Annotated in this window: 24 protein-coding genes; 14 read left to right on the forward strand and 10 right to left on the reverse strand. The window is 74.3% G+C overall.

All coding sequences use genetic code 11. From position 1 onward, the window contains the following. The first annotated feature begins 163 nt into the window (after positions 1–163). From DFJ68_RS01265 to DFJ68_RS01295, 7 genes are all read left to right on the forward strand, one after another. Positions 164–670 (forward strand): 2Fe-2S iron-sulfur cluster-binding protein, encoded by a 507-nt coding sequence (locus DFJ68_RS01265; RefSeq protein WP_121030377.1) that lies wholly within the window; start codon positions 164–166, stop codon positions 668–670. Further along, complete coding sequence (locus DFJ68_RS01270) at positions 667–1,668, forward strand: FAD binding domain-containing protein (protein ID WP_121030379.1); 1,002 nt, start codon at positions 667–669, stop codon at positions 1,666–1,668. Before DFJ68_RS01265 ends, DFJ68_RS01270 begins: the two co-directional genes overlap by 4 nt. After that, complete coding sequence (locus tag DFJ68_RS01275) at positions 1,665–3,872, forward strand: xanthine dehydrogenase family protein molybdopterin-binding subunit (RefSeq protein ID WP_121030381.1); 2,208 nt, start codon at positions 1,665–1,667, stop codon at positions 3,870–3,872. The genes DFJ68_RS01270 and DFJ68_RS01275 overlap by 4 nt, the downstream gene beginning before the upstream one ends. A gap of 109 nt (positions 3,873–3,981) precedes the next feature. Then, entirely contained in the window at positions 3,982–5,208 is a 1,227-nt protein-coding gene (locus DFJ68_RS01280) for a polyprenyl synthetase family protein (RefSeq protein ID WP_147431488.1), read from the forward strand. Continuing rightward, positions 5,205–6,758, forward strand: coding sequence for a phytoene desaturase family protein (locus tag DFJ68_RS01285; protein WP_121030384.1), 1,554 nt, complete (start codon positions 5,205–5,207; stop codon positions 6,756–6,758). Before DFJ68_RS01280 ends, DFJ68_RS01285 begins: the two co-directional genes overlap by 4 nt. After that, a complete protein-coding gene (locus tag DFJ68_RS01290) occupies positions 6,755–7,699 on the forward strand; it encodes a phytoene/squalene synthase family protein (RefSeq protein ID WP_245963377.1) in 945 nt (314 codons plus the stop codon). The genes DFJ68_RS01285 and DFJ68_RS01290 overlap by 4 nt, the downstream gene beginning before the upstream one ends. Further along, the gene (locus DFJ68_RS01295; protein WP_211333246.1) at positions 7,696–8,739 is read left to right on the forward strand and encodes a Rieske (2Fe-2S) protein; all 1,044 of its coding nucleotides are present in this window, start codon (positions 7,696–7,698) and stop codon (positions 8,737–8,739) included. Before DFJ68_RS01290 ends, DFJ68_RS01295 begins: the two co-directional genes overlap by 4 nt. Before the next feature lie 147 nt (positions 8,740–8,886). Here DFJ68_RS01295 and DFJ68_RS01300 read toward each other — a convergent pair whose 3' ends face one another. From DFJ68_RS01300 to DFJ68_RS01315, 4 genes are all read right to left on the reverse strand, one after another. After that, complete coding sequence (locus DFJ68_RS01300) at positions 8,887–10,554, reverse strand: FAD-dependent oxidoreductase (RefSeq protein ID WP_276330685.1); 1,668 nt, start codon at positions 10,552–10,554, stop codon at positions 8,887–8,889. Next, complete coding sequence (locus tag DFJ68_RS01305; RefSeq protein WP_245963378.1) at positions 10,551–11,372, reverse strand: class I SAM-dependent methyltransferase; 822 nt, start codon at positions 11,370–11,372, stop codon at positions 10,551–10,553. Before DFJ68_RS01305 ends, DFJ68_RS01300 begins: the two co-directional genes overlap by 4 nt. A gap of 252 nt (positions 11,373–11,624) precedes the next feature. After that, a complete protein-coding gene (locus DFJ68_RS01310) occupies positions 11,625–13,289 on the reverse strand; it encodes a S8 family serine peptidase (RefSeq protein WP_211333247.1) in 1,665 nt (554 codons plus the stop codon). 173 nt (positions 13,290–13,462) lie between these two features. Further along, the gene (locus DFJ68_RS01315; protein WP_170165681.1) at positions 13,463–14,242 is read right to left on the reverse strand and encodes an alpha/beta hydrolase; all 780 of its coding nucleotides are present in this window, start codon (positions 14,240–14,242) and stop codon (positions 13,463–13,465) included. Between the two features lie 202 nt (positions 14,243–14,444). Between DFJ68_RS01315 and DFJ68_RS01320 the strand changes: the two genes are divergently transcribed. Both DFJ68_RS01320 and DFJ68_RS01325 read left to right on the forward strand, forming a co-directional pair. Next, positions 14,445–15,881 carry an NAD(P)/FAD-dependent oxidoreductase gene (locus DFJ68_RS01320; protein WP_121030386.1) on the forward strand — a complete coding sequence of 479 codons (1,437 nt, stop codon included), beginning with the start codon at positions 14,445–14,447 and terminating at the stop codon, positions 15,879–15,881. Next, on the forward strand, positions 15,878–16,204 hold the full coding sequence (locus DFJ68_RS01325; protein WP_121030388.1) for a DUF952 domain-containing protein: 327 nt from the start codon (positions 15,878–15,880) through the stop codon (positions 16,202–16,204). The genes DFJ68_RS01320 and DFJ68_RS01325 overlap by 4 nt, the downstream gene beginning before the upstream one ends. Before the next feature lie 8 nt (positions 16,205–16,212). Here DFJ68_RS01325 and arfB read toward each other — a convergent pair whose 3' ends face one another. The 3 genes from arfB to DFJ68_RS01340 form a co-directional block, all read right to left on the reverse strand. After that, complete coding sequence (gene arfB / locus DFJ68_RS01330) at positions 16,213–16,671, reverse strand: alternative ribosome rescue aminoacyl-tRNA hydrolase ArfB (protein ID WP_121034962.1); 459 nt, start codon at positions 16,669–16,671, stop codon at positions 16,213–16,215. A gap of 70 nt (positions 16,672–16,741) precedes the next feature. Beyond that, positions 16,742–17,518, reverse strand: coding sequence for an SDR family NAD(P)-dependent oxidoreductase (locus DFJ68_RS01335; RefSeq protein WP_121030390.1), 777 nt, complete (start codon positions 17,516–17,518; stop codon positions 16,742–16,744). 79 nt (positions 17,519–17,597) lie between these two features. Further along, positions 17,598–18,743: an acyl-CoA dehydrogenase family protein gene (locus DFJ68_RS01340; RefSeq protein WP_121030392.1), complete on the reverse strand. Its 1,146-nt coding sequence runs from the start codon at positions 18,741–18,743 to the stop codon at positions 17,598–17,600. A gap of 115 nt (positions 18,744–18,858) precedes the next feature. On the opposite strand from DFJ68_RS01340, the gene DFJ68_RS01345 reads away from it, so the two are divergent. The 3 genes from DFJ68_RS01345 to DFJ68_RS01355 are packed head-to-tail and all read left to right on the forward strand — an operon-like array spanning position 18,859 to position 20,219. Beyond that, positions 18,859–19,278: an ArsR/SmtB family transcription factor gene (locus DFJ68_RS01345; protein WP_121030395.1), complete on the forward strand. Its 420-nt coding sequence runs from the start codon at positions 18,859–18,861 to the stop codon at positions 19,276–19,278. Then, the gene (locus DFJ68_RS01350; RefSeq protein WP_121030397.1) at positions 19,275–19,793 is read left to right on the forward strand and encodes an SRPBCC family protein; all 519 of its coding nucleotides are present in this window, start codon (positions 19,275–19,277) and stop codon (positions 19,791–19,793) included. The genes DFJ68_RS01345 and DFJ68_RS01350 overlap by 4 nt, the downstream gene beginning before the upstream one ends. A 3-nt stretch (positions 19,794–19,796) precedes the next feature. Continuing rightward, positions 19,797–20,219 carry a VOC family protein gene (locus tag DFJ68_RS01355; protein ID WP_121030399.1) on the forward strand — a complete coding sequence of 141 codons (423 nt, stop codon included), beginning with the start codon at positions 19,797–19,799 and terminating at the stop codon, positions 20,217–20,219. On the opposite strand, the gene map is transcribed toward DFJ68_RS01355, so the two are convergent. After that, positions 20,188–20,988: a type I methionyl aminopeptidase gene (map, locus tag DFJ68_RS01360; RefSeq protein WP_121030401.1), complete on the reverse strand. Its 801-nt coding sequence runs from the start codon at positions 20,986–20,988 to the stop codon at positions 20,188–20,190. The genes DFJ68_RS01355 and map overlap by 32 nt on opposite strands. A 91-nt stretch (positions 20,989–21,079) precedes the next feature. On the opposite strand from map, the gene DFJ68_RS01365 reads away from it, so the two are divergent. Together DFJ68_RS01365 and gabT are read left to right on the forward strand one after the other, a co-directional pair. Next, on the forward strand, positions 21,080–21,367 hold the full coding sequence (locus DFJ68_RS01365; RefSeq protein ID WP_121030403.1) for a helix-turn-helix transcriptional regulator: 288 nt from the start codon (positions 21,080–21,082) through the stop codon (positions 21,365–21,367). A gap of 54 nt (positions 21,368–21,421) precedes the next feature. After that, positions 21,422–22,783: a 4-aminobutyrate--2-oxoglutarate transaminase gene (gabT, locus tag DFJ68_RS01370; protein WP_121030405.1), complete on the forward strand. Its 1,362-nt coding sequence runs from the start codon at positions 21,422–21,424 to the stop codon at positions 22,781–22,783. A 73-nt stretch (positions 22,784–22,856) separates the two neighbouring features. On the opposite strand, the gene DFJ68_RS01375 is transcribed toward gabT, so the two are convergent. After that, positions 22,857–23,672, reverse strand: a complete 816-nt coding sequence (locus tag DFJ68_RS01375; protein WP_121030407.1) for an LLM class flavin-dependent oxidoreductase — start codon at positions 23,670–23,672, stop codon at positions 22,857–22,859. Between the two features lie 69 nt (positions 23,673–23,741). Beyond that, positions 23,742–24,512, reverse strand: coding sequence for an SGNH/GDSL hydrolase family protein (locus tag DFJ68_RS01380; protein ID WP_338067393.1), 771 nt, complete (start codon positions 24,510–24,512; stop codon positions 23,742–23,744). Positions 24,513–24,573 lie beyond the last annotated feature (61 nt).

Raw genomic sequence — 24,573 nt, forward strand, 5'->3', positions numbered from 1 at the left:
TGTGTCCCTCGACCATGACACGTCCCGGCGCCGACCACAAGGCCACCCCGGTCACCGGGCGTACCCGAGGGCCCTTCGCGTCGCGCCCGGGTTACCCGCTCGGGCGCGCGGGTAGGAGGGCAGGGACGGGCCGGCCGGGGCCGTCGCACGAGGAGGTCAGCGCATGCAGTCGGACATCGAGCTCACCGTCGACGGGCAGCGGAGGGCCGTCACCGTCGACCACCGCACCACCCTGCTCGACGCCCTGCGGGACCGCCTCGGGGTGACAGTGCCCAAGAAGGGCTGCGACCACGGCCAGTGCGGCTCGTGCACGGTGCTGCTCGACGGGCGCCGCCACCTCTCGTGCCTCAGCCTCGCCGTCGCCCTCGACGGGTCCGAGGTCGTCACGGCCGACGGTCTGGGGGCGGCGGGTGAGGAGCACCCGGTGACGCGGGCGTTCCTCGACCACGACGGGTTCCAGTGCGGCTACTGCACGCCCGGCCAGATCTGCTCGGCCGTCGGCATGCTCGACGAGGTCAAGCAGGGCCACCCGAGCCATGTCACCGAGGACCTCGTCGGCGACGTGGAGCTCACCGACGAGGAGATCCGCGAGCGTCTGAGCGGCAACCTCTGCCGCTGCGGCGCCTACCCCAACATCGTGGACGCGGTACGAGCGGCGGCCGGGGCATGAGGGAGCTGACACACGAGTTCGCCACGGACGCAGCCTCGGCCGTGGCCACGGTCACCGCCGACCCCGACGCCTGCTACGTCGCCGGCGGCAGCAACCTCGTCGACCACCTCAAGCTCGGCATCGCGACGCCCTCGCGTCTCGTCGACGTCGGGCGCCTGCCGCTCGACACGATCACCGACCTGCCGGGCGGTGGCCTCCGGGTCGGCGCCACGGTCCGCAACAGCGACCTCGCCGCGCACCCGGTCGTGCGTGAGCGGTACGCCGCCGTCTCGCGCGCCCTGCTCGCCGGGGCGTCGGGGCAGATCCGCAACCAGGCGACCACCGCGGGCAACCTGCTGCAGCGCACACGTTGCGTCTACTTCCAGGACGCGACGACGCCGTGCAACAAGCGCGAACCGGGTTCTGGCTGCTCGGCGCTCGAGGGCTACGGCCGCTACAACGCCGTGCTCGGGCAGTCGTCGGCCTGCGTCGCGACCCACCCGTCCGACCTCGCCGTCGCCCTTGCGGCGGTGGATGCCGTCGTGGTCGTGCTGGGTGCCGACGGCGAGCGGCGGGTGCCGCTCGGTGAGCTGCACCGGCTGCCCGATGACGAGCCGGAGCGCGACACGACGCTGGCGCACGGCGAGCTCGTGACCGCGGTCGAGCTGCCACCCCAGCCGGACGGCATCCGCTCGACGTACGTCAAGACCCGCGACCGTGCCTCGTACGCCTTCGCGCTCGTCTCGGTGGCGGCCGCGCTGCGCACCGAGCAGGGACGTGTCACCGACGTGCGCATCGTGTGGGGCGGGGTCGCCCACCGGCCGTGGCGGGCCGACGTGGCCGAGCGCGCTCTGGTGGGAGAACCCTTGGGGGGCGAGGCGATCCGCGCCGCCGTCGACGCCGAGCTCGAGGCCGCCCGCACCACCGACGAGACCGCCTACAAGCTGCCCCTCGTGCGGCGGGCCACCGCGCTCGCGCTGACGCAGCTGTCCACCCGCGACGAGGAGGCCCTGGCATGAGCGACCCGCAGCCGAAGGACGACCAGCAGGACCCGCAGACGGACGGCGGCGTCCCGGAGGAGGCGCTGCGCACCGACGCCGTCGGGGCCCGGGTGGCCCGCGTCGAGGGCCCGCTCAAGGTGCGCGGGCGGGCGGCCTACGCCTACGAGGTCCCTGTCGAGGCGCCGCTCTATGCGCACCTCGTCCAGTCGACGGTGGCCCGCGGCCGGGTGCGCACCGTCGACGCGGATGAGGCGTTGCGCTCGGACGACGTCGTCTCGGTGCTCGACCACACGAACGTCCCGACGCTCGCGGATGGCGACGCCGAGCTGGCCGTGCTGCAGTCGGACGCGGTCGCCTTCCGCGGACAGGTCGTCGCGGTGGTCGTCGCCCGTACCCCCGAGGCGGCGCGCGAGGGGGCGCGGCTCGTCCGCGTCGGCTACGACATGCAGGAGCACCGCGCCGAGCTGCGGGCCGACGACCCGGAGCTCTACGCGCCGGAGAAGGTCAACCCGGCCTTCGAGACCGACACGACGGTCGGCTCGGTCGAGACCGCGCTCGAGTCCGCCGCCGTCGTGCTCGACGAGACGTACACGACGCCCTACGAGCACAACAACCCGATGGAGCCGCACGCCGTCACCGCCTGCTGGCACGACGACGCCGCGCCCGGCGAACCGCGGCTGACGCTCGACGCGTCGACCCAGAGCGTCCACGCCGTCGCCACGGCGCTGTCGGGCCTGCTCGAGCTCGAACCGGAGCAGGTGCACGTGCGCTCGCCCTTCGTCGGCGGAGGGTTCGGCAGCAAGGGGATGCCGCACGCGCACGACGTCGCGGCGACCCTCGCGGCCCGCGCGAACCCGGGCCGACCGGTGCGCCTGGCCCTGACCCGCCAGCAGATGTTCGCGCTCGCCGGCTACCGCACCGCCACCATCCAGCGCGTCCGGCTGGCGGCGCAGGCCGACGGCACCCTGCTCGGCATCGACCACCAGGTGGTCGAGCAGACCTCCGCTCTCAAGGAGTTCGCCGAGCAGACCGCGATCGCGACGCGCCACATGTACGCGGCGCCCGACCGGGCGACGAGCCACCGGCTCGCCGCGCTCGACGTCGCGGTGCCGTCGTGGATGCGGGCCCCGGGGGAGATGCCGGGCATGGCCGCCCTCGAGATGGCCATGGACGAGCTGGCCGAGCGCACCGGGGTCGACCCCGTCGAGCTGCGCGTGCGCAACGAGCCGCAGGTCGACCCCGAGTCGGGGCTGCCGTTCGGGCACCGGCGTCTCGTCCAGTGCCTGCGGGTCGGCGCCGCCCGCTTCGGCTGGGCGGACCGCGACCCGCGCCCCGGCCGACGCCGTGAGGGCGACTGGCTCGTCGGCACCGGTGTGGCCGCCTCGACCTACCCGTTCTACGTCCAGGGCGGCAACACCGCCCGCGTCGAGGTGACGCAGGGCCCGCGCTACCGGGTCAGCATCGGCGCAGCCGACATCGGCACCGGGGCCACGACGGTGCTCGGCCAGATCGCCGCCGACGCCCTGGGAGTGCCAGTCGGGCTCGTCGACGTCCACCTCGGCGACAGCTCGCTCCCTCCGGCCAGCGTCGCGGGTGGGTCGTCCGGCACCAGCTCGTGGGGCCGGGCCGTCGTGGGCGCGGCGCGGGCGCTGCGCGAGCATCACGGCGACGACGCCCCCGTCGGCGCGAAGGTCGAGCACAGTCCCGACGACAACCCGAACCTCGAGACCCACTCCCTGCACTCGTTCGGCGCCCAGTTCGTCGAGCTTGGGGTCAACGTGTGGACCGGCGAGCCGCGGGTGCGGCGGATGCTCGGCGTCTTCTCGGTGGGGCGGGTGGTCAACCCCACCACCGCCCGGTCGCAGCTCATCGGCGGGATGGTCATGGGCCTGGGCGGCGGCCTCCTCGAGGAGTCGGTGCGCGACGCCCGCTTCGGGCATGTCGTGACCCAGGACCTCGCGAGCTACCACGTGGCCGCGCACGCCGACGTGCCGGCGATCGAGGCGGTCTGGCTCGACGAGCACGACTCGCTCGCGAACCCCATGGGAGCGCGGGGGATCGGCGAGATCGGCATCGTCGGGACGGCCGCGGCGGTGGCCAACGCGGCGTGGCACGCGACGGGGTCGAGGGTTCGTGATCTTCCCGTGACACTGGACCGTCTGCTCGATCTCGACCCGGACCTGCCCGCCCTGCGCGACCACCCGGCATCCTTCGCCCTCTAGGCGAGCCCGCGGCGTGAGTCCCGGCCTCATCTGATGCAGGATGGAGGCCCATGCCGTGCTGCACACGCTCCACGGCGTGCTCACACCGTCGCCCACCCGGAGGAGTGCCGTGAGCCCCGAGCGCCTCGACGTCGAGGTCGGAACCCCCGTGGGGACGGCTCCCGCCGTGCCCGTCCCCGACCTCCGTGACGCCACCGCAGCAGCGCCCGCGACCGACCCCGCGACCGGTGCCGACGAGGGAGCCGACGAGGGCGCCGCCCACGACGTGAGCCGCACGATGGACGACATCGACGCGCTGCTGCGCGAGGTGTGCGATGACCTCTCCGCCGGCTGGGCCACCCGCGTGCCGGATGCCGTGGACGTCCTCGACGCCGACCTGCCGGAGACCCTGCTCGGCTGGCTGCTGCCGGCCACCGGCAAGCGGCTGCGGCCGCTCATGTGCCACTGGGGCTGGGTCAGCGCGGGCGGCGCCGCGGTGACGGCGGAGGAGCCCGACCCGTGCCGCACCGAGATGGTGCGCGTCGGCGCGGCCCTCGAGCTGCTCCACCTCTTCGCCCTCGTGCACGACGACGTCATGGACCGCGGCAGCTCACGCCGCGGACGGCCCACCGCACACGTCGAGGCGGCCCGCGCGCACGTGCAGGAGCAGGCGCTGGGCGACCCGGTGCTCTTCGGCGACAGCGTCGCCATCCTGCTCGGCGACCTCGCCCTGAGCGAGGCCTCGCTGCTCGTCACCGAGACCTCCCGCCCGGTGCAGCTGCACTGGCGCGAGATGCTGCGCGAGCTCGTGCACGGCCAGCTGCTCGACGTCACCGCCGCGGCCGCCCGCAGGCGTGACGTCGAGCACTCGCGGCGGGTGGCCCGACTCAAGTCCGGCGCCTACACGATCCAGCGGCCCCTCGTCCTCGGTGCGCTCGTCGCCGGGGCGCCGGCGCCCGTCACCGACGCCCTCGAGGCCTACGGCGCCCACCTCGGCGAGGCCTTCGCCCTGCGCGACGACGTCCTCGGCGTCTGGGGCGACCCGCTGACGACGGGCAAGCCCGTCGGCGACGACCTGCTGCTGTCGAAGGCGACGGTGCTGCTCGCCGAGGCCCGTCGCCTGCTCCCACCCGACCTCAGCGAGCGCTACCTCGGTCGCGACGCCCACATCACCCCGGAGGACGTGCCTGTGTTGCAACAGCTCATGGTCGAGCGCGGAGTGCTCGACGTCGTGGAGGGGCGCATCGACCGCGAGCTCGAGCTCGCCCTCGAGTGCCTCTCGCAGGCCGACCTCGAGCCGGTCGGCGCCCGCCGCCTGCAGGCGCTGGCCGAGTCGACCGCCCGGAGGGCCGCATGAGCAGCGTCGTCGTCGTCGGCGCGGGCCTCAGCGGCCTCGCCGCCGCCTGCCACCTCATCGGGCAGGGTCACGAGGTGACCGTCGTCGAGCGGCACCACACCGCCGGAGGTCGCGGCCTGCGGCTGCAGCGCGAGGGTTTCACCTTCGACACCGGCCCGACCGTCATGACGATGCCGGACCTCGTCGACGACGCCCTGCGGCAGGTCGACACCTCGCTCGCCGACCTGCTGCCGATGACCCTGCTCGACCCGGCCTACCGGGCCCGGTTCGCCGACGGCAGCGAGATCATGGTGCGGCACGGGGTCGAGGCGATGCGCGAGGAGATCTCGCGCACCTGCGGCAGCGTCGACGCCGCCGCCTTCGTCGACTTCACGACGTGGCTGCGCCAGCTCTACCGCGTCGAGATGCCGCACTTCATCGACGCCAACTTCGACAGCCCGCTCGACCTCATGGCGTCACCGGGTGCGGCGGCGAAGCTGTTGCGGCTCGGCGGTTTCCGCCGTCTCGGCCCCGTCATCCGCGAGTGGTTCGCCGACGAGCGCCTGCACCGGCTCTTCTCGTTCCAGGCGCTCTATGCCGGCCTGTCGCCGGAGAAGGCGCTCGCGCTCTACGCGGTCATCACGTACATGGACTCCATCGAGGGCGTGTGGTTCCCGCAGGGCGGCATGGATGCCGTGCCGGCCGCCATGGCGACCGCGGTGGCCAAGGCCGGGGGCGAGCTGCGCTACAACGCGACCGTCGAGCGCTTCGCCCTCGACCGCCGCGGTGCGGTGGCCGGCGTCGTCCTCGACGACGGCGAGCAGCTGCGCGCCGACGCGGTCGTGTGCACCCTCGACCTGCCCACCGCCTACGACCGCCTGCTGCCCCAGCTGAAGGCGCCCCGGGTCGTCCGCAACGGCGACTACTCGCCCTCGGCCGTCGTGTGGCACATCGGCGCCAAGGGCCAGCCGGCGCCCGGGACCAGCCACCACAACATCCACTTCGGCGACGACTGGAACGGTGCCTTCCGCGCCCTCATCGACGACAAGCAGCTGATGCCCGACCCGTCGCGCCTCGTCACCGTGCCGACCGTCACCGACCCGGGCCTGGCCCCCGCCGGCGACTCGGTGCTCTACGTGCTCGAGCCGGTGCCGAACCTCACGGCGGGCATCGACTGGGACCGTGAGCGCGGCCCGATGCGCGAGCGCCTCGAGACCTTCCTCGACGCCAACGGCTACCCGACCGAGGTCGTCGCCGACGAGTTCGTCACGCCGGCCGACTGGGAGCGCATGGGGATGCACCAGGGCACGCCCTTCGCCCTCGCCCACACCTTCCTGCAGACCGGGCCGTTCCGGCCCAACAACGTCGACCGCCGCGTCCCGGGCCTCGTCTTCGCCGGCTCGGGCACGGTGCCCGGCGTCGGTGTGCCGATGGTGCTCGTGAGCGGAAAGCTCGCCGCCCGGCGCGTTGCCGACTACCTGCCCGACGGGGGCCGCCGACGCGCGGGTTCCGCTGCGGCGCAGGGGGGCCGCCACGGCATCTTCACCCGGGCGCTGGGCGGCCGCCGGTGAGCCTGCTCTCGCGCACCGGGTCACGCACCGGGCTGCGCAGCGGGTCGCCGAGCGACGTCGACGCCCAGCTGGCCGCGGGCTACCGACGCTGCGCCGAGATCACCCGCGAGTTCGGCACGACCTACTACTGGGGAACGGTGCTCCTGCCGCCCGAGCGGCGCCGGCACGTCTACGCCGTCTACGCACTGTGCCGGCTCGCCGACGACATCGTCGACGCGCCCGGGGCCACCGGCGACGAGCAGGTGGCGGCGACGGCCGAGCGGCTGCACGCCTTCGCGCGCGAGTTCCGCCGCGTCGCCGACGGGGGCACGACCGACGACCCCGTCATCGCGGCCGTCGGGCACAGCGTGCGCACCTGCGACATCCCGTCGGAGTGCTTCGACCGCTTCTTCGGCGCCATGGCCCAGGACCTCACCCAGACGACGTACGGGGGCTGGGACGACCTGCTGGGGTACATGGACGGGTCGGCCGCCGTCATCGGCGAGATGATGCTGCCGGTGCTGCGCCCGAGCTCGAGCGAGGCCGTCGCGCCGGCTCAGTCGCTCGGGCTCGCCTTCCAGCTGACGAACTTCCTGCGTGACATCGGCGAGGACCTCGGCCGCGGCCGGGTCTACGTGCCGCAGGAGGACCTGCGTCGCTTCGGGGCCGACCCGTGGCGGCGCGAGGTCACGCGGGAGTGGCGCGAGCTGATGCGCTTCGAGATCGACCGCAACCGCGAGCTCTACCGGCACGCCGACGCCGGCATCGCGATGCTGCCGCCCTCGTCGGCCCGCTGCGTCGCGACCGCGCGCACGCTGTACGCCCGCATCCTCGACCGCATCGAGGCGGCCGACTACGACGTCTTCACCGCACGGGTGAGGGTGCCGACGTGGCGCAAGGCCGCCGTCAGCACCCGCATCCTCGTCGCCGGCCCCCCTCGCACGAAAGGCATCGCGTCATGACCCTGCGCACCACGAACCTGCGCACCACCGGTGAGCCGGAGCGCATCGGCCGCCCGGCCGGGCGGCCCGTCAACCCCCTGAAGCGGATGCCGGTCGAGCCGCGCGACCGCCTCGAGGGGACGTGGCGCCAGGCCCGGCCCGGCCGCATCCGCAAGGCATTCGACGTCGCCCAGTCGCGCGACCCCGGCGGCTGGCACGTCGTCGGCTCCTCGACCGACGTCGGGCGCGACCGTTCGGTCACCCGCACCGTGCTCGGGCGCGAGGTGGTGCTGTGGCGCCTCGAGGACGGCACGCTGCAGGCCGGCCCCGGCTCGTGCCCGCACCTCGGTGCGCTGCTCGACGACTGCGAGGTCATGCACGGCCAGGTCTACTGCCGCTGGCACGGGCTCGCCCTCGGCGAGGGTGTACGCCGTGACTGGCTGACCTTCCCCGCGCACGACGACGGGGTGCTCGTGTGGGTGCGGCTGCCCACCGAGGGGGAGACCCTCGGCGACGCCCCCCGCCTCACCGACCGGCCGCCCATGTCGCAGTCGTTCGCGACCGTCGTGACGCTGCGGGGGCGCTGCGAGCCGCAGGACGTCATCGCCAACCGCCTCGACCCCTGGCACGGCACGTGGTACCACCCGTACGCCTTCAGCCACCTCACCGTCGACGACTCGGTCTCGACCGACGAGGTGCTCGTCGTCGACGTCGCCTTCCGCGTGACGAGGCAGTGGGGTGTGCCGGTGCGGGCGGAGTTCACCTGCCCCGACGCGCGCACCATCGTCATGACCATCATGGACGGCGAGGGCGCGGGCAGCGTCGTCGAGACGCACGCCACCTCGCTCGGCACGGATGCCGCCGGGCGCCCTGTCACCGTCATGACGGAGGCGACGATCGCGCACTCACCGCGCCGCGGCTTCCAGGTCGCCCGGGCCGTCGCCGGGCTCATTCGCCCCGCCGTCGCCGCCACCCAGCGCCAGCTGTGGGTCGACGACCTCGCGTACGCCGAGCGCCGCTACGAGCTGCGGGCCCGCGGCGAGACCTACGGCGGCGTCTGACCGACCCCCGTCGAAAGGCCAAATAGACACCACCGAAAGGCCACTCAGCCACGCTGCCGCTGACGGCACGCTGGGGCGAGCGGCCTTTCGACGTGGTCTATTTGGCCTCTCGACGGCTCTCGGGCGGTGGGGGCCCGCAGGCCGGGGTCAGCGGGGGAGGGCGGCGAGGGCCCTGCGGGCGGCATGGGCCAGGGGCTGGCCCCGACCACGCAGCGGGACGCTCCACACGTCGTGCCCCGCCAGACCGTGGCGGGCCAGCAGCACGTTCGCCGCGGTCCACCCGGTCGTCGCCGCGCGCTCCATGAGGGCCACGGGCAGGGGGCACCGGACGCCGTCGCCGGCGAGCACGACGCGGGGGTCGGGGGTCTCGACGCCGGGGCGGTCGGCCCACGGGTCGGTGCCGGCGAGGGGGCAGTCGTCGCGCCACAGCAACTCGTCGTGCACGACGGTGGCACCGACCAGCTCGGGGTGCAGCCGGTGCAGCTGCCGGGTCAGCTCGTCGCGCAGCGCCGTCTCGTCGGTGTCCGGCGGGACGGCGTAGGCGTGCAGCTCGACGACGGTGCCGCCGGTCGCGTCGGCCCAGCGGCGGGCGTGCGGCTCCATCTGCTCGACGAACGAGACGTTGTCGAGGGGGCCGTAGCCGCTCGTGCCGAGGAACGGCGGGCTGCCCTGCGCCGCAGGACGATCGAGCCACAGGCGCCAGACGACGAACGGCGGGGCGATGCGCTGGCCGCCCAGGCGCGCCCGCCAGTCGGGGTCGTCGGCACCGAGCCAGCCGGCCCCGTCGACGAGACGCTGGAGGGCGGCGCGGTCGGTTGCGAGCACCACGGCATCCGCCTCGAGGGTGCGCCCGTCGTCGAGGGTGACGCGCACCCCGTCGGCCTGCTCGTCGAGCGCGGCGACGCTGCGCCCGGTCTCGACGGTCACGCCGAGGCGGTGCAGGTACCGGCCGAGCGGCGCCCAGAGGGCCTCGTCGTACGGCGCGTCGGGCACGTCGAAGAGCAGTCCCTCGGCCGAGCCGGTGAAGTAGGTGTGGAACATCGCGACGAGCTCGCCGCCCGAGAAATCGCGCGGGTCGGCGAAGAAGCTGCGGGCGAAGACCTCGAGGGCGAGGTGGCGGGCCTGCTGCGGGAAGCGGAGGCGGTCGAGCACGTCGGAGGCGCTGACGCCGTCGAGCTCGGTGTACGTCTCGGGGAAGCGGACGTCGAGCAGGCCGAGGGCGGCCGAGATGTCGACGTCGCGCAGGGCCGTGACGGGGAAGCTGGGGCTGCGCACGACGAAGGCGGCGATGCTGAGCGGGGGCGTGCGGGGGATGGCGGCGAACGAGTCGGTCGGCCCGTCGGCGAGGGTGAGCGGGTAGTCGTCGACGGCGACGAGCCGTTCGAGCCCGGGGTCGCTGCGGCGCAACAGGGCCCGCAGGTTGTAGTACTGGCGGAAGAAGGCGTGGAAGCCGCGGCTCATCGTCGGTACGGATGCCGGGTCGACCCCGTCGCCGTTCGCGCCGGCGTGCTCTGCGGTGTCGGTGGCGCCGTCACCCGCCGACGTCCCGAGCCCGGCGACCGGCCACGACCGGACCCTGCCGCCGAGGGTGGGCTCGCGCTCGACGAGCGTCACCGGGACGCCGCGCTCGGCCAGGCCGGTGGCCGCGGTCAGGCCGGCGATGCCGCCGCCGACGACCACGACGCCGCGTGCCGAGAAGGGGGAGGCGCCGGGGTGCGGGGCGTCGGGGGCGTGGCGCACGGCCCGGGGGTCGAGCCCCGGCAGCCAGCGGCTCCGGCGCGCCGACCCGACGGTCGGCAGCCACTGCACGCTCACGCGAGGGGCCTGCGGCCGTGGAAGGTGTGGATGATGCCGCGCTGCCAGCCGCGGGTGCTGCGGGAGCGGACGTCCTCGAAGCCGGCGTCGCGCAGGCGGCCCATGAGCTGCTGCACGGAGTCCATCTCGAGCACGCTCTGCCACAGGTAGCGGTAGAGCCGGGTGCGCCGCGACGTGAGGTAGCCGAGGGGGACGACGACCGACCAGCACACGGCGGTCCAGATCGCGGTGGCCCGGCGGTTGCCGGCGACGGAGTACTCGTGCACGACGAGGGCGCCGCCGGGGCGCAGGACGCCGCGCAGCGACGTGAGCAGGGCGTCGCGCTCGGTGACGTTGCGCACGAGGTAGGCGGCGAAGACGGCGTCGATGCCGCCGTCGGCGACGTCGGCCAACGCCGCGACGTCACCGAGGCGCTCGGCGCGACCCTGCGCGAACGACACCTCGTCGGGCCACGACTTCGAGCGGGCCTCGCGCAGCATGCCGGCGGACCCGTCGACCCCGACGAGACGGTACCGGCGACCGGCGGCTTCGAGGGCGGCGACGACCGCCCGCGTCGACGCGCCCGAGCCGCAGCCGAGGTCGACGACGGTGACGGTGTGGCCGATCTCACCGGGCACCGACGAGAGGGGCGGCAGGCCCTCGACGAGGGTGTCGGCCGAGCGCCGGAGGTGGGCGTGGTAGCCGGGGTTGAACGCGACCATGAGGTCGTAGCGGTCGGCCACCTCGTCGAACGCCTCGGGGACCTCTCCGCGCGCCACCGACTGCACCGGCGGCATGGACTGCACGGGCAGCTGGCCGGCCCGCTCGCTCGTCGTCATCTGCTGTTCTCCCGGTCGTGGCGCTGGGTGGGGCGGGCGGGGTGTCGGCGGAGCACGTCCGCGGCGACGCCGTCTGCGCTCACCCTATGTCGGGTGCCGCGACGGCCTGCGCACGGCCCGCGCACGACCCGTCTGTGGCCGCGCGGCGGCCGAACCACCGGCATCCGAACGGGTGGTCGTGGGGGCCCGAGAACGGCGTCCGGCCCGGATGCCGGTGGGCCGGCCGAGCGCGCCCTGTGCCCAGGGGCGGGGTCAGCGGACGGCGGCCAGCGCGTCGACGACGCCGGCGCCGTAGAAGCTGTTGTCGTCGACGGTGCCGACGCAGGGGGCCCCGGCCGTGGTCGTCGTGCACTCCTTGGCGACGGCGTCGGCCTTGAGCTCGCGCACGAGGCGGGCGGGGGCCCACGTCGGGTGCGCCGAGCGCATGAGGGCGAGGACGCCGGCGACGTGCGGCGAGGCCATCGACGTGCCGCTCTTGAGGCCGTAGCCGTTGTTGGTGACGACGGTCGAGAGGATGCGCGAGCCCGGTGCGGCGACGTCGATCTTGCCGAGGCCGCGGTTCGAGAACGACGACAGCGTCGTGTCCGCGAGAGGGTCGGAGCCGGTGCCCACCTGGGCGAGGGAGGCGACGGTCACGACGCCGTCGAGCTCGGCGGGGATGTCCTGGCAGTCGTCGTTGATGACCCGCTCGACCGGCGCGCTGTCGTCGGGGCTCGACGAGTCGGTCGTCTTGGCCGACAGGTCGTAGGCCGAGTTGCCCGCGGCGGCGGCGTGCACGACGCCCTGCCTCGTCGACCAGGAGACGGCGCGTCGCACGGCCTCCTTCGCCGCCAGCTGGTCGGGCTGGTCGTCGCAGTAGAACTGGAACGGGTCGACGTAGTAGCTGTTGTTCGTGACGTCCATGCCGCGCAGGCCCGCCCACATGAAGCCGCATACGGCGTACTCCGGGTAGATGAAACCGTCGTCGTTGACGACCTTGACCGAGGCGACCCGCACGGCGGGGGCCACGCCGACGATGCCGACGCCGTTGCGGGCCGCGGCGACCGTGCCGGCGACGTGGGTGCCGTGGTCACTCGTCGTGGGCTGCCAGCCGGTGGCCGACCGGTCGGGGGCGCCGGCGTCGGTGCAGTTGACGGAGTCGGCCACGTCGAGGTTCGGGGCGAGGTCGGGGTGGTCGGCGTCGATGCCGCTGTCGAGCACGCCGACGACGACCTGTCGCCTGCCGTCGGTGACCTCGTGCGCGTCGTCGGCCCCGATGACGCGCATGTCCCACTGGTCGGCCTCGAGCGGGTCGGCCTCGGGCGCGGCCGGGGCGGCGGCGCCCGGCGCGAGGGTGGACAGACCACCGGCGCGTGAGGAGTCGGCGCTGCCGATACCCCGGACGGGGGCGGGGGTCCGCTCGCTGACGGCCACCGTGCGCGTGGCGCCGACCGAGAGCACCGACGTCCCGCCGATGCGCACGACGTCGTCGCGGAACGACGCGTGGGTCGAGTGGGCGACGACGACACCGATCTGCGGCCAGGCCTTGACGACCGTGCCACCGGCCCGCCGCACCGACCGCAGCACCTGCTGCATCGGCACGGTGCCGACGGTGCGCGCGTTGACCACGTAGCTCGAGACCTGGCCCTCGGGCGTGGCGATCGGGACCGGGGTGGAGGTGGGCTGCTCACCCGCGCCCACCGCGAGCGCCAGCCGGCCGGCCTCGCTGACGGCGGCCTCCGCGTCGGCGGCGGGGTCACCCACCGGGTCGGCCGTGGTGGCGGCCAGCCCGCCGGTACCGGCGACGGAGGTCGACCCGCCCGGAGCGGCGGCCGTGGCGGCCCCCGCCTGGGCACCGGCCCCGGCCGCGAGGGCGAGGGCGGCGACGACCGTGGCGGCACGACGCAGGTGGTGACGGGCGTGGCGGGTGGTGGGCATCGTTGCCTCTCGATCCGGATGCCGGGGGCATGGTGACGGGGCGACCGCGTGGTGTCGTCCACGACCGGCCAAGGCCCCATCGTCCCCCACCCGGGCGGTGCGTGCACGACGAAGGGGGCCGGCGGGCCGGATGGCCGGGGGCGGCGGCCGGGTGGGGCCGGGCCCACCACCGGTCAGGCGGCGGGCTCCCGCCGCCCCGACCCCAGCGCCTCGCGGGTCATCGTGATGACGTCGGCGACGGCATCCGGGTGCGTGTAGAGGTTGTTGTGCGAGCCGGGCAGCGTCGTCGTGCGCACCCACGGTGACGCGCCGGCGACCGCGGCGAGGCGGGTCAGCCAGGCGGCCGGGGCGAAGGAGTCGTGCTCGCCCGACGTGAGGTGCAACGGCACGCGCAGCCGCGGCAGCCGCTGGTCGACGGCGTCGTCTAGGCCGGAGAGGAGGATCTCGGGGACGCCGTGCCACCCGCGGGCGATCTCGCTGGCGCGCAGCTGGCGCGGGGTGTCGTCGCGGTAGGCCGTCAAGGTGGCGAGGAGCAGCCTCGGCCACCGCCGCTGCCCGGGCACGAAGGTGGGGCCGGCCATGACGAGGGCGAGGTCGTCGTGGAACTCCTGGGCCGCGAGGGCGCCGGTGAGGGCCGCCTGCGAGCCGGTCGAGTGGCCGATGAGCACGACCGGACGGCCCACGGCCTGCTGGCGCACCCACGCCGCGGTCATGAGGCCGATGGCGTGGATGTTGGGGCGGGTGCTGTCCGGCGTGGGGAGCCCGAACCCGGGCAGGTCGAGCAGGCGCGTGCTCAGGCCTCGCCGGGCGAGCGCGTGGGCGGTCGGCAGTGCGTACTTGAGCAGGCCGAGGCCCGGCACGAGCACGACGAGGGCCTCGGACGGGCCGGTGGGTGGGTCGACGACGACCGCGTGGACCGACTTGCTGCCGGTGTCGGTGAAGCTGTCGTGCACGTGACCCCTGTCCGCCGCGAGGAGTCTCCCGCGGCCAGCCGAGTCTGCCGCACGGGGCTGGACGCGGGATGAGGGCGTCCGTTCGGGGCCGGAGGTCCGGGTGTCCGGTCCCGTGCCAGGCGGCGCCGGTGCGGGGCATGATGGGCGCCACCTGCCCCCCTGCACACCCCTGCCCGCCCCCGCCCACCTTCGTTGGAGTCCCGTGCTCACCCGTGACACCGGCCGTCGCCGGTCGCACCCCACCGTCTACGAGCGTCTCGCGCCCCGCCCCGAGGCCGTCGAAGCCGCGCTGGCGGGCTCGCGTGAGGCCGTCTTCTGGCTCGAGGATGCCGGTGAGCGCCCGTCGCACCCGCCGCTGGCCGGGCGGCGCTCCGCCGACCTCGCCGTCGTCGGCGCCGGCTACGCCGGCCTGTGGACCGCCGTGCTCGCCAAGCGGCGCAACCCCGGAGCCCGGGTCGTCGTGCTCGAGGCGGGTCGGGTCGGCTGGGCCGCCTCGGGCCGCAACGGCGGCTTCTGCGAGGCGTCGCTGACCCACGGCGAAAGCAACGGGCGCTCGCGGTGGCCCGACGAGTACGACGAGCTCGACCGGCTGGGCCGCGAGAACCTCGACGCCCTGGCCGCCGACGTCACCGAGCTGAGGCTCGACTGCCAGCTCGAGCGCACCGGGATGCTCAGCGTCGCCGTCGAGCCCCACCAGGTCGCCTGGGCCCACGAGAGCGGCGAGCCGCTCGACCGGGACGGGGTGCGGGCACGCCTCGACAGCCCCATCGCCCTCGCCGGCGGCTTCGAGGCGGACACCTGCGCGCTCGTGCACCCGGCCCGGCTCGCCCTCGAGCTGGCCCGGGTTGCCGTGGGGCTCGGGGTCGAGGTCCACGAGCACACGCGTGTCACCGGCCTCGGCTCGTCGCGGTCGGGCCCGGTCACCCTGACCACACAGGCCGGTTCGGTCGTGGCCGACCGGGTCGCCTTGTGCACCAACGTGTTCCCGTCGCTCGTGCGTCGAACCCGTTGGCACACCGTGCCCGTCTACGACTACGTCCTCATGACGGAGCCGCTGACGCCGAGCCAGCTCGCGTCCGTCGGGTGGCACGGTCGTGAGGGCGTCGGGGACCTCGCCAACCAGTTCCACTACCTGCGCCTCACGGCGGACGACCGCATCCTCTTCGGGGGCTACGACGCGGTCTACCACTACGGGCGGCGGGTGCGACCGGCCTACGAGCACCGGCCCGACAGCCACCGGCGGCTGGCCGCGCACTTCCTCACGATGTTCCCTCAGCTCGACGGGGTGCGCTTCAGCCACCGCTGGGCGGGCGCCATCGACACGTCGACGCAGTTCTGCGCGTTCCACGGCCTGGCCCGGGGCGGCCGCGTCGCCTACGCGGCCGGGTTCACCGGCCTCGGCGTCGGTGCCACCCGGTTCGCGGCCGAGGTCATGCTCGACCGTCTCTCGGGGTTGGCCACCCCCCGCACCGACCTGCAGATGGTGCGGCGTCTGCCGCTGCCGTTCCCGCCGGAGCCCGTCGCGTCGGCCGGCATCCAGCTCACGCGGGCCTCGCTCGACCGGGCCGACCACCGGGAGGGGCGGCGCAACCTGCTGCTGCGCACCCTCGACCGCCTCGGCCTCGGGTTCGACTCGTGATCTACCACCTCGCGCTGCGCTCGCACTGGCTCGAGGCCCGGCGCACCGGTCGCTACCCGTGGTCGACGCTGGGTCGCACCGTCGAGCAGGAGGGCTTCGTGCACCTGTCGTCCGACGCGCAGTGGCCGGTCGTGCGTGCCGCCTTCTACCGCGGCGTCACCGAACCGCTCGTGCTGCTGCACGTCGACGCGTCGCTGCTCGCCGACCCGCTCGTCGTCGAGGTCGGCAACCCCGCGACGGGCGAGACCTTCCCGCACCTCTACGGGCCGCTGCCCGTCGAGGCCGTCGTCGACACGACGGAGCTGGTGCCGCCGCACGGCTGACGGGGCCGTCAGTCGTCGCGACCGGGTCGCCGACGCGTGGCCTTGACCTCGGACCGCTGCTGCTTGCCGGCCAGACGTCGCCGCTGCGAGCCCCGTGTCGGCTTCGTCGCCCGGCGCGCGGGTGGCGGGGGAGCCAGCGCCTCCCTGAGGATGCCGGCCAGCCGTTGCCGCGCGGCCGCGCGGTTGCGCAGCTGGGCCCGGTGCTCGGACGCGACGACGGTGACCCGGCCGTCCGGGTACCTCCCGCCGAGGGACCGCAGGGCGCGCTCGCGCTGGGTGTCCGTCAGGGCGGACGTCGTCGTGAGGTCGAGCACGAGCTCGACGCGGCTGTCGGTCGTGTTGACGCCCTGCCCGCCCGGTCCCGACGAGCGGCTGAACCGCTCGAGCAGGTCGGCGGCGGGCACGACGAGGCCGTCGCGCAGGCCCGGACCCGGCGCGACGACGAGGTCGGCTCCCGGCGACGTCACGTCCACGGCATCCACCCTGTCACCCCACCCGTCGAGTGGGCGCTCAGCACCCGTCGAGTGGGCAGCCGGGTCAGCGCGGGGGCATGCGGAGGGCGCCGTCGAGGCGGATGACCTCCCCGTTGAGCATCGGGTTGTCGACGATGTGGCGCACGAGGTTGGCGTACTCGTCGGGGCGGCCCAGCCGCGAGGGGTGCGGCACCTGCGCCTCCAGCACCTGCTTCACCTCGCCGGGCAGGCCCGAGAGCATCGGCGTCTCGAAGGTGCCGGGGGCGATGGTCATGACGCGGATGGCCTTGTCGGCGAGGTCACGCGCGGCCGACAGGGTGAGCCCGACGACGCCGCCCTTGCTCGCGGCGTAGGCCGCCTGGCCGATCTGCCCGTCGTAGGCGGCGATGCTCGCCGTGTTGACGATGACGCCGCGGTCACCGTCGACCGGCTCGTTGGCGAGCATCGCGGCGGCGGTCAGCCGCAGCACGTTGAAGGAGCCGACGAGGTTGATCTCGACGACCGTGCGGAAGGTGTCGAGGGGGAGGGGTCCGTTGCGGCCGATGACCCGACCGGGCGTGGCCACCCCGGCGCAGCTGACGGCCAGGCGCAGCTCGCCCATCGACGTCGCGCGGTCGACCGCGGCCTGCACCTGGCCCTCGTCGCGGACGTCGGCGGCGACGAAGACGGCACTGCCGGAACGTTGCCCGTCGAGCTCGGCCGCGACCTCGGGCCCGGCCGACCCGTCGAGGTCGACGACGACGACGCTCGCGCCGTCGGCGACGAGGCGACGCGCGGTGGCCGCGCCGAGGCCGGAGCCGCCACCCGTGACGAGGGCGACGGTGGACGAGTTCAGCTGCATGGCAGGGCCTTTCGACGGAGCGAGGCGGTCGGGGGCGGGAGGAGCGGGTGACGCGGCCCGTCGGGGCCGGGTGCGAGGGTCAGGACCCGAGCAGGTGCCGGCTGATGACGAGACGCTGGATCTGGTTGGTGCCCTCGAAGATCTGGGTGACCTTGGCCTCGCGCATGTAGCGCTCGAGGGGGAAGTCCTCCGTGTAGCCCGCGCCGCCGAGCACCTGCACGGCGTCGGTCGTCACCTTCATCGCCGTGTCGGTGGCGACGAGCTTGGCGACGGCGGCCTCCTTGGCGAAGGGGCGTCCGGCGTCCTTGAGTCGGGCGGCGTGCAGGTAGGTCGCACGAGCCGTCGTCACCGCGGCCTCCATGTCGGCGAGCATGAACGCGAGGCCCTGGAAGGTCGCGATGGCCCGGCCGAACTGCTGCCGCTGCTTCGCGTAGTCGGCGGCGGCGTCGAGGGCACACTGGGCGAGTCCCGTTGCGGCGGCGGCGATCCCGAGCCGACCGGCGTCGAGTGCCGACAGGGCCATGCGCATGCCCTGTCCCGGTTCGCCCACGAGGTGGTCGGCGGCGACGGGCGTGTTCTCGAAGGTCACCTGGGCCACCGGGTCGCAGTGCAGGCCCATCTTGCGCTCGGGGGCGCCGAAGCTGATGCCCGCCGCGTCGGCCGGGACGACGAAGGTCGACAGTCCCCTGCCGCCGGTGTCGGCGGTGCGCGCGAAGGTCGTGTACCAGTCGGCGTGGCCGGCGTGGGAGATCCACGACTTGGTGCCCTTGAGCGACCAGCCGTCGTCGGTCGGGGTGGCCCGGGTGGTCATCGAGCCGATGTCGCTGCCGGCCAGTGCCTCCGAGAGGCAGTACGCGCCGAGGGTCTCGCCCGAGAGCATGCCGGGCAGCAGGGCCTCCTGCTGAGCCCGGGTGCCGAAGGTGGCGACGGGGTAGGCCGTGAGCCCGTGGACGCTGACCCCGACGGCCACGCTCATCCATGCCGTCGCGATCTCCTCGACGACCTGGAGGTAGACCTCGTAGGGCTGCTCCGCCCCGCCGAACTCCTCCGGGTAGGGCAGCGAGAGCAGTCCGGCCCGCCCGAGGGTCGTGAAGGCCTTCTCCGGGAAGGCGTGCGAGCGCTCGGCGTGGTCGACCTCCGGGGCGAGGTCCTTGCGGCAGATCTCGCGGGTGAGCTCGATGAGGTCGTCGGCGTCGTCGGTGGGCATCAGCCTCGTCGCTGGCATGCGGAAATAGTAGGACGTCCGAGCATCTTCTCCCAAAGCGTCGCTCCGGGGCTTGACGGCGAGGGGCGGGCGGGTATGTGATCAACCAAGCGGTTGATCAATGGGAGCGTTGACAATGACGGATGCAGACAGGGCCGAGGAGGCGCTCGACCGCGCCTTCGCCGCCCTGGCCGACCCCGTCCGCCGCGCCCTCGTGGCCCGTCTCAGCCGCGGCCCCGCCACCGTCAACGAGCTCGCCGAGCCGTTCCCCATCAGCAAGCAGGCGGTCAGCCGCCACATCCAGGTGCTCGAGGCCGCAGGCCTCGTCAGCCGAACCCGCGACGCGCAACGCCGCCCGGTGCACCTCGAGGCGGCCCGCCTCGAGGCGATGACGGCCTGGATCGACGGCTACCGCCTCGCCCTCGAGCGGCGCTACCGCGTCCTCGACGACCTCCTGAGTGCCGACGACGGTCGGCGACGGAGCAGCACACAGCAGCACGAGCACCACCCCACGTCCGGCCGCCCGGCCGGACGCCCCCGGAAGGAGCAGTCATGACCAACGCGCTCACCCTCGACGTTCCCGCAGGCGTGCCGTGGATCGACTTCCGACGCGAGTTCGACGCGCCGGCCGCAGCGGTGTGGAACGCGCACCGCGACCCCGACCTCGTGTCCCGGTGGCTCGGGCCGCACGGCTACGAGATGGTGGTCGAGCGCTGGGACTTCACGACCGGCGGCGGCTACCGGTACGTCCACCGTGACCCCGACGACCCCGAGGGCGGTGAGTACGGGTTCCGGGGCGCGTTCCACACCGTCCGCGAGGACCTCGTCGTGCAGACCTTCGAGTACGACGGCATGCCCGACGAGGTCGCTCTCGAGCTCCTGCGCTTCGTCGACCTCGGTGACGGCCGCTGCCGCCTCGAGGGCCGCAGCATCGGCACCACCGTCGAGGGCCGTGACGCCATGGTCCAGAGCGGCATGGAGACGGGGATGGCGCAGGGCTACGAGCGGCTCGACGGGCTGCTCGTCCCTGCCGCCGCCGCGCCGTCGGCCGACCGGACGACGGGGGCCTGAGCCGTGGACTGGACCCTCGAGGTCGTCGTCGTGCCCGTGTCTGACCTCGACCGTGCGGTCGGGTTCTACCGCGACCGGGTCGGGTTCCACCTCGACCACGAGGTGCGCAACGAGCACATGCACATCGCCCAGCTGACACCGCCGGGGTCGGGCTGCTCGATCGTCGTGGGCGACCTGCCCGCCCAGCGGGCGATGGCGCCCGGCTCGCTGCACGGCATCCAGCTCGTCGTGTCCGACGCTCGCACGGCGCACGACGAGCTGACCGCCCGCGGTGTCGAGTGCTCCGAGGTCACCTCGTTCGACGAACGCGACGGCAGCACGTTCTTCGGGTTCTCCGACCCCGACGGCAACTCGTGGTCGGTGCAGGAGATCCGGGCGCGGGCCGAGCGCCCGCTCATGCCGGGGCGGCCCCCGACGGGAGGGTGAGCACCTCGACGCCCGACTCGGTGACGGCCACCGTGTGCTCGCTGTGCGCCGTCCGGCATCCGGTCGCACTGCGCAGGGTCCACCCGTCGGCGTCGGTGACGAGCTCGTCGGTGTCGGCCATGACCCACGGCTCGATGGCGAGCAGCAGGCCCGGGCGCAGCGTGTAGCCGCGACCGGGCCTGCCGTCGTTGGCGATGTGCGGGTCCTGGTGCATGGTCGTGCCGACCCCGTGGCCGCCGAACTGGGTGTTGACGCGGTAGCCCGCGCCCTTGACGACCTGGCCGATGGCGTGCGACAGGTCGCCGACCCGGGCGCCGGGGCGCACCACGTCGACGGCGGCGGCGAGGGCGCGCTCGGTCGTCGCGATGAGGTCGAGGTCGGTCGCGCCGGCGCCGGCGCCACCGCCGTCACCCTCGACGACGAAGCTGATGGCCGAGTCGGCGACGATGCCGTCGAGGGAGACCGCGAGGTCGAGCGAGACGAGGTCGCCGGCCGCCAGCGCGTAGTCGTGGGGGCGGCCGTGCAGCACGGCGTCGTTGACCGACGTGCACACGTGGTGGGCGAAGGGCCCGCGACCGAACGACGGGGCGTAGTCGACGTAGCACGACTGGGCGCCGGCCTCGTCGATGAGCCGGGCCGTGAGGCGGTCGAGCTCGAGCAGGTTGGTGCCGACGGCGCTGCGGGCCTTGAGCGTCTGCAGGATGTCGGCGACGAGCCGGCCCGTGGCGCGGGCGCGGGGCAGGTCGCTGGGTCGCAGCACCTCGATCATCGTGGGTCCCCCGGGGTTTCTGGTGGTCGGTCGACGGGTCGTCGGCCGGATAACTATCCCGGCCATGCTATCCCGGTACTATCATCGGCTCATGGTCCGCCTGCCGCACACGCCCGAGGAGGTCGAGCGCGGCCGCCGCCTCGGCGCCCTGCTGCGCCGGGCCCGCGGCGAGCGCTCCCTGCTGCACACCGCCCTCGACGCCGGGGTCTCGCCCGAGACGCTGCGCAAGATCGAGACCGGGCGGGTCGCCACCCCTGCCTTCCCGACCGTCGCCGCCGTCGCCGCGGTGCTCGGCCTGTCGCTGGATGCCGTGTGGGCCGAGATGAGCGGCGCGGACCCCTCGCGCGGGGTCGGGATGCGGCAGCGCGCGGCCTCCTGACGGCCCGTCCGGCGGGCGTGGGCCGGCGTCCGACGGGAGCGGCATACTGAGCCCATGAGCACCGTGACCCCCGTCCAGCCCCAGCACGTCGAGCAGAAGCGCGTCCTCACCACGGCCATCCCCGGCCCGCGGTCGACGGCGCTCCAGGCGCGCAAGACCGCCGCCGTCTCCGCCGGGGTCAGCACGGGTCTGCCGGTGTACGTCGAGCGCGCGGGCGGCGGCATCCTCGTCGACGTCGACGGCAACCAGCTCATCGACTTCGGGTCGGGCATCGCCGTCACCACGGTCGGCAACGCCGCGCCGCGGGTCGTCGACCGCGTCACCGCCCAGGTCGCCGACTTCACCCACACGTGCTTCATGGTGACGCCCTACGAGGAGTACCTCGAGGTCGCCGAGGCGCTCAACGAGCTGACGCCGGGCAATCACGAGAAGCGCACCGCCCTGTTCAACTCCGGCGCCGAGGCGGTCGAGAACGCCGTCAAGGTCGCCCGCCACCACACGGGCCGCCAGGCGGTCGTCGCCTTCGACCACGCGTACCACGGACGCACCAACCTCACGATGGCGCTCACGGCCAAGAACATGCCGTACAAGCACAAGTTCGGGCCCTTCGCCAACGAGGTCTACCGCGCCCCGATGAGCTACCCCTTCCGCTGGCCGGGCGGCCCCGCCGACTGCGCCAAGGAGAGCTTCGACGCCTTCGTGTCCCAGGTGCACGCCCAGGTCGGCGAGGACAACGTCGCCGCCGTCATCCTCGAGCCGATCCAGGGCGAGGGCGGGTTCATCGTGCCGGCGCCGGGCTTCGTCGCGCAGGTGGCCGAGTGGTGCAGCGAGAACGGCATCCTCTTCATCGCCGACGAGGTGCAGACCGGGTTCTGCCGCACCGGTGACTGGTTCGCCAGCGAGCACGAGGGCGTCGTGCCCGACATCATCACGACGGCCAAGGGGATGGCCGGCGGCCTGCCCCTCGCCGGGGTGACGGGGCGCGCGGAGGTCATGGACGCCGTGCACGGCGGCGGCCTCGGTGGCACCTACGGCGGCAACCCGGTCGCCTGCGCCTCGGCCCTCGGAGCCATCGAGACGATGCGGGAGGAGGACCTCTGCGGTCGCGCCCGTGAGGTGGAGGCCCTCTTCATGCCGCGCCTGCGCGCCCTCGCCGAGCGCTTCCCCCAGATCGGCGACATCCGCGGTCGCGGAGCGATGCTCGCCGTCGAGCTCGTCAACGGCCCCGGCGACCTCACCCCGAACTCGGCCCTCACGGCCGCCGTCAACAAGGCCTGCCACGCCGAGGGTCTCGTCACCCTCACGTGCGGCACGTACGGCAACGTCTTCCGCTTCCTGCCGCCGCTGGCCGCGGGCGACGACCTGCTGAGCGAGGGTCTCGACATCTTCGAGCAGGCGTTCGCCGCGTCGGTCTGAGTCGTCCCGAGCCGGCGCCGGCGCGCCACCGGGGCCCCCGGCCGTGCCGGCCCGAGCCGGCAGGGCCCGGGCCTCAGGACGTCAGCCGACGCTGCACCTCCGTGCCGACGTCGGCCACCCAGCCGGCGAGGTCGAAGGCCTCGCCGGCCGGAGGTCCGTCCGGTCCGGCGACGACGACCACCGGCACGGTCGTGACACCGACGGCGGCGTAGGCGCGCACGGTCTCGACGACCTCGTCGACACTCGAGTGCGCTTGCACGGTGGCGAAGTTGACGACGTCGAAGCCGTCGAGGTGACCGCGGGCCTCGCGCACGCGGTCGAGCAGCCTGGCGGTCACGTCCGGCGTCTCCTCCCCGGTGAGGATGACCCCGTCGCCCAGCTCGCCGGCCACGGCCAGGGTCTTGGGCCGCTGCGCGCCCACGAGCACCGGGGGGGCCTCCTCCGGAGGCCAGTCAAGGGCGACGTCGTGCAGGTGCACGTAGCGGCCGTCGACGTCGAGGCGCTCGCCGTGCAGCAGCCGTCGCACCGCGTCGGTGTACTCGCGCAGCAGTGTCAGGGGCGAGGCCACCCGCGCCCCGACCTGACCCATCCAGTCGAGCACGCCGTGGCCGAGACCGGGTCGGAGCCGGCCCGGGAACATGCGCTCGACCGTGGCGAGCTCCATCGCCGTGATGGCGGCGTTGCGCAGCGGCACCGGCAGCAGACCGATGCCGACGGTCAGCCGCTGCGTCGCCGCGAGGGCCGCGGCGGCGGGGGCGAGCCCGCTCTCCTTGAAGCAGTCCTCCCACAGCCACAGCTGGGGGATGCCGGCCGCCTCGGTCGCGCGCGCCACGGCGAGCAGCGACTCCGGGGGCTGGTCGGGCGGGAAGATGACGCCGAAGGTGACCATCGCCCCATCGTGCCCGACGCCGGTCGGGCCACGCCCCTCTTGGGCCGACGGTGTCGCGAGCCCGGTGGCTCAGGTGGGGTCGACCGGTGTGACGTCGGGCCGCTTGGCGCGGCGGTCGTCGCCCGACGAGCGCCCGGTGAGGCGGCGGTGCACCCACGGGCCGACGTACTCACGCGCCCACTGGGCGTTGGCCTGCAGCGCCTCGCGGCGGCCGATGGGCGGGGCGGGGTCGAGCGGCGTCTGCCAGTCGTCGGCAGCGGGGTGCCCGAGCGCGGCCAGGGCGGCGAGCGACACGCGGCGGTGCCCCTCGCTCGTCATGTGGATGCGGTCCTCCGACCACATGCGCCAGTCACGCAGCGCGCGCATGCCCCACTGGTCGACGACGTGGGCGCCGTGGCGCTGGGCGATGCTCCACACGTTCGCCGAGTGGACCGCGGCGCGACCCCGGGTGGCCTTGACGAGCGGCGCGTCGGCCGGGTCGACCGGCGTCGCCATGAGTACGTCGGCGCCGGTGGCGCGCACCCGGGCGACTGCACGCTCGAGCTCGGCGGCGAGGGCGTCGAGGTCGGCCTTGGGCCGCAGGATGTCGTTGCCGCCGCCGACGATGCTCACGAGGTCGGGGCTCAGGGCGAGGGCGTCGTCGAGCTGCGGTCCGACGACGTCGGCCAGCTTGCGGCCGCGCACGGCGAGGTTGGCGTAGCCGAACCCGGCTCCGGCCCCCTGGGTGATCTGCGACAGGTGGGCGGCGAGGCGGTCGGCCCAGCCGGCGAACTCCCCGTCGTGCACGAGGGCGGGGTCGTCGTCGCACATGCCCTCGGTGAACGAGTCGCCGACGGCCACGTACCGCGTCCACACCCGTGGCGACGAAGGCGCCACGCCACCCGAGACCGGCTGTGCCGCA

This window comes from Terracoccus luteus, assembly GCF_003635045.1.
Lineage (GTDB): Bacteria > Actinomycetota > Actinomycetes > Actinomycetales > Dermatophilaceae > Terracoccus > Terracoccus luteus.

Bases quoted from the DNA above. Each gene is read 5' to 3' on its own strand.
- DFJ68_RS01295 (WP_211333246.1), top strand. From the start codon at position 7,696: ATGACCCTGCGCACCACGAACCTGCGCACCACCGGTGAGCCGGAGCGC.
- map (WP_121030401.1), bottom strand. From the start codon at position 20,988: ATGATCGAGGTGCTGCGACCCAGCGACCTGCCCCGCGCCCGCGCCACG.
- DFJ68_RS01335 (WP_121030390.1), bottom strand. From the start codon at position 17,518: ATGCAGCTGAACTCGTCCACCGTCGCCCTCGTCACGGGTGGCGGCTCC.
- DFJ68_RS01305 (WP_245963378.1), bottom strand. From the start codon at position 11,372: ATGACGACGAGCGAGCGGGCCGGCCAGCTGCCCGTGCAGTCCATGCCG.
- DFJ68_RS01345 (WP_121030395.1), top strand. From the start codon at position 18,859: ATGACGGATGCAGACAGGGCCGAGGAGGCGCTCGACCGCGCCTTCGCC.
- DFJ68_RS01375 (WP_121030407.1), bottom strand. From the start codon at position 23,672: ATGGTCACCTTCGGCGTCATCTTCCCGCCCGACCAGCCCCCGGAGTCG.
- DFJ68_RS01340 (WP_121030392.1), bottom strand. From the start codon at position 18,743: ATGCCAGCGACGAGGCTGATGCCCACCGACGACGCCGACGACCTCATC.
- DFJ68_RS01265 (WP_121030377.1), top strand. From the start codon at position 164: ATGCAGTCGGACATCGAGCTCACCGTCGACGGGCAGCGGAGGGCCGTC.
- DFJ68_RS01285 (WP_121030384.1), top strand. From the start codon at position 5,205: ATGAGCAGCGTCGTCGTCGTCGGCGCGGGCCTCAGCGGCCTCGCCGCC.
- DFJ68_RS01350 (WP_121030397.1), top strand. From the start codon at position 19,275: ATGACCAACGCGCTCACCCTCGACGTTCCCGCAGGCGTGCCGTGGATC.
- DFJ68_RS01365 (WP_121030403.1), top strand. From the start codon at position 21,080: ATGGTCCGCCTGCCGCACACGCCCGAGGAGGTCGAGCGCGGCCGCCGC.
- DFJ68_RS01310 (WP_211333247.1), bottom strand. From the start codon at position 13,289: ATGCCCACCACCCGCCACGCCCGTCACCACCTGCGTCGTGCCGCCACG.
- gabT (WP_121030405.1), top strand. From the start codon at position 21,422: ATGAGCACCGTGACCCCCGTCCAGCCCCAGCACGTCGAGCAGAAGCGC.
- DFJ68_RS01275 (WP_121030381.1), top strand. From the start codon at position 1,665: ATGAGCGACCCGCAGCCGAAGGACGACCAGCAGGACCCGCAGACGGAC.
- DFJ68_RS01270 (WP_121030379.1), top strand. From the start codon at position 667: ATGAGGGAGCTGACACACGAGTTCGCCACGGACGCAGCCTCGGCCGTG.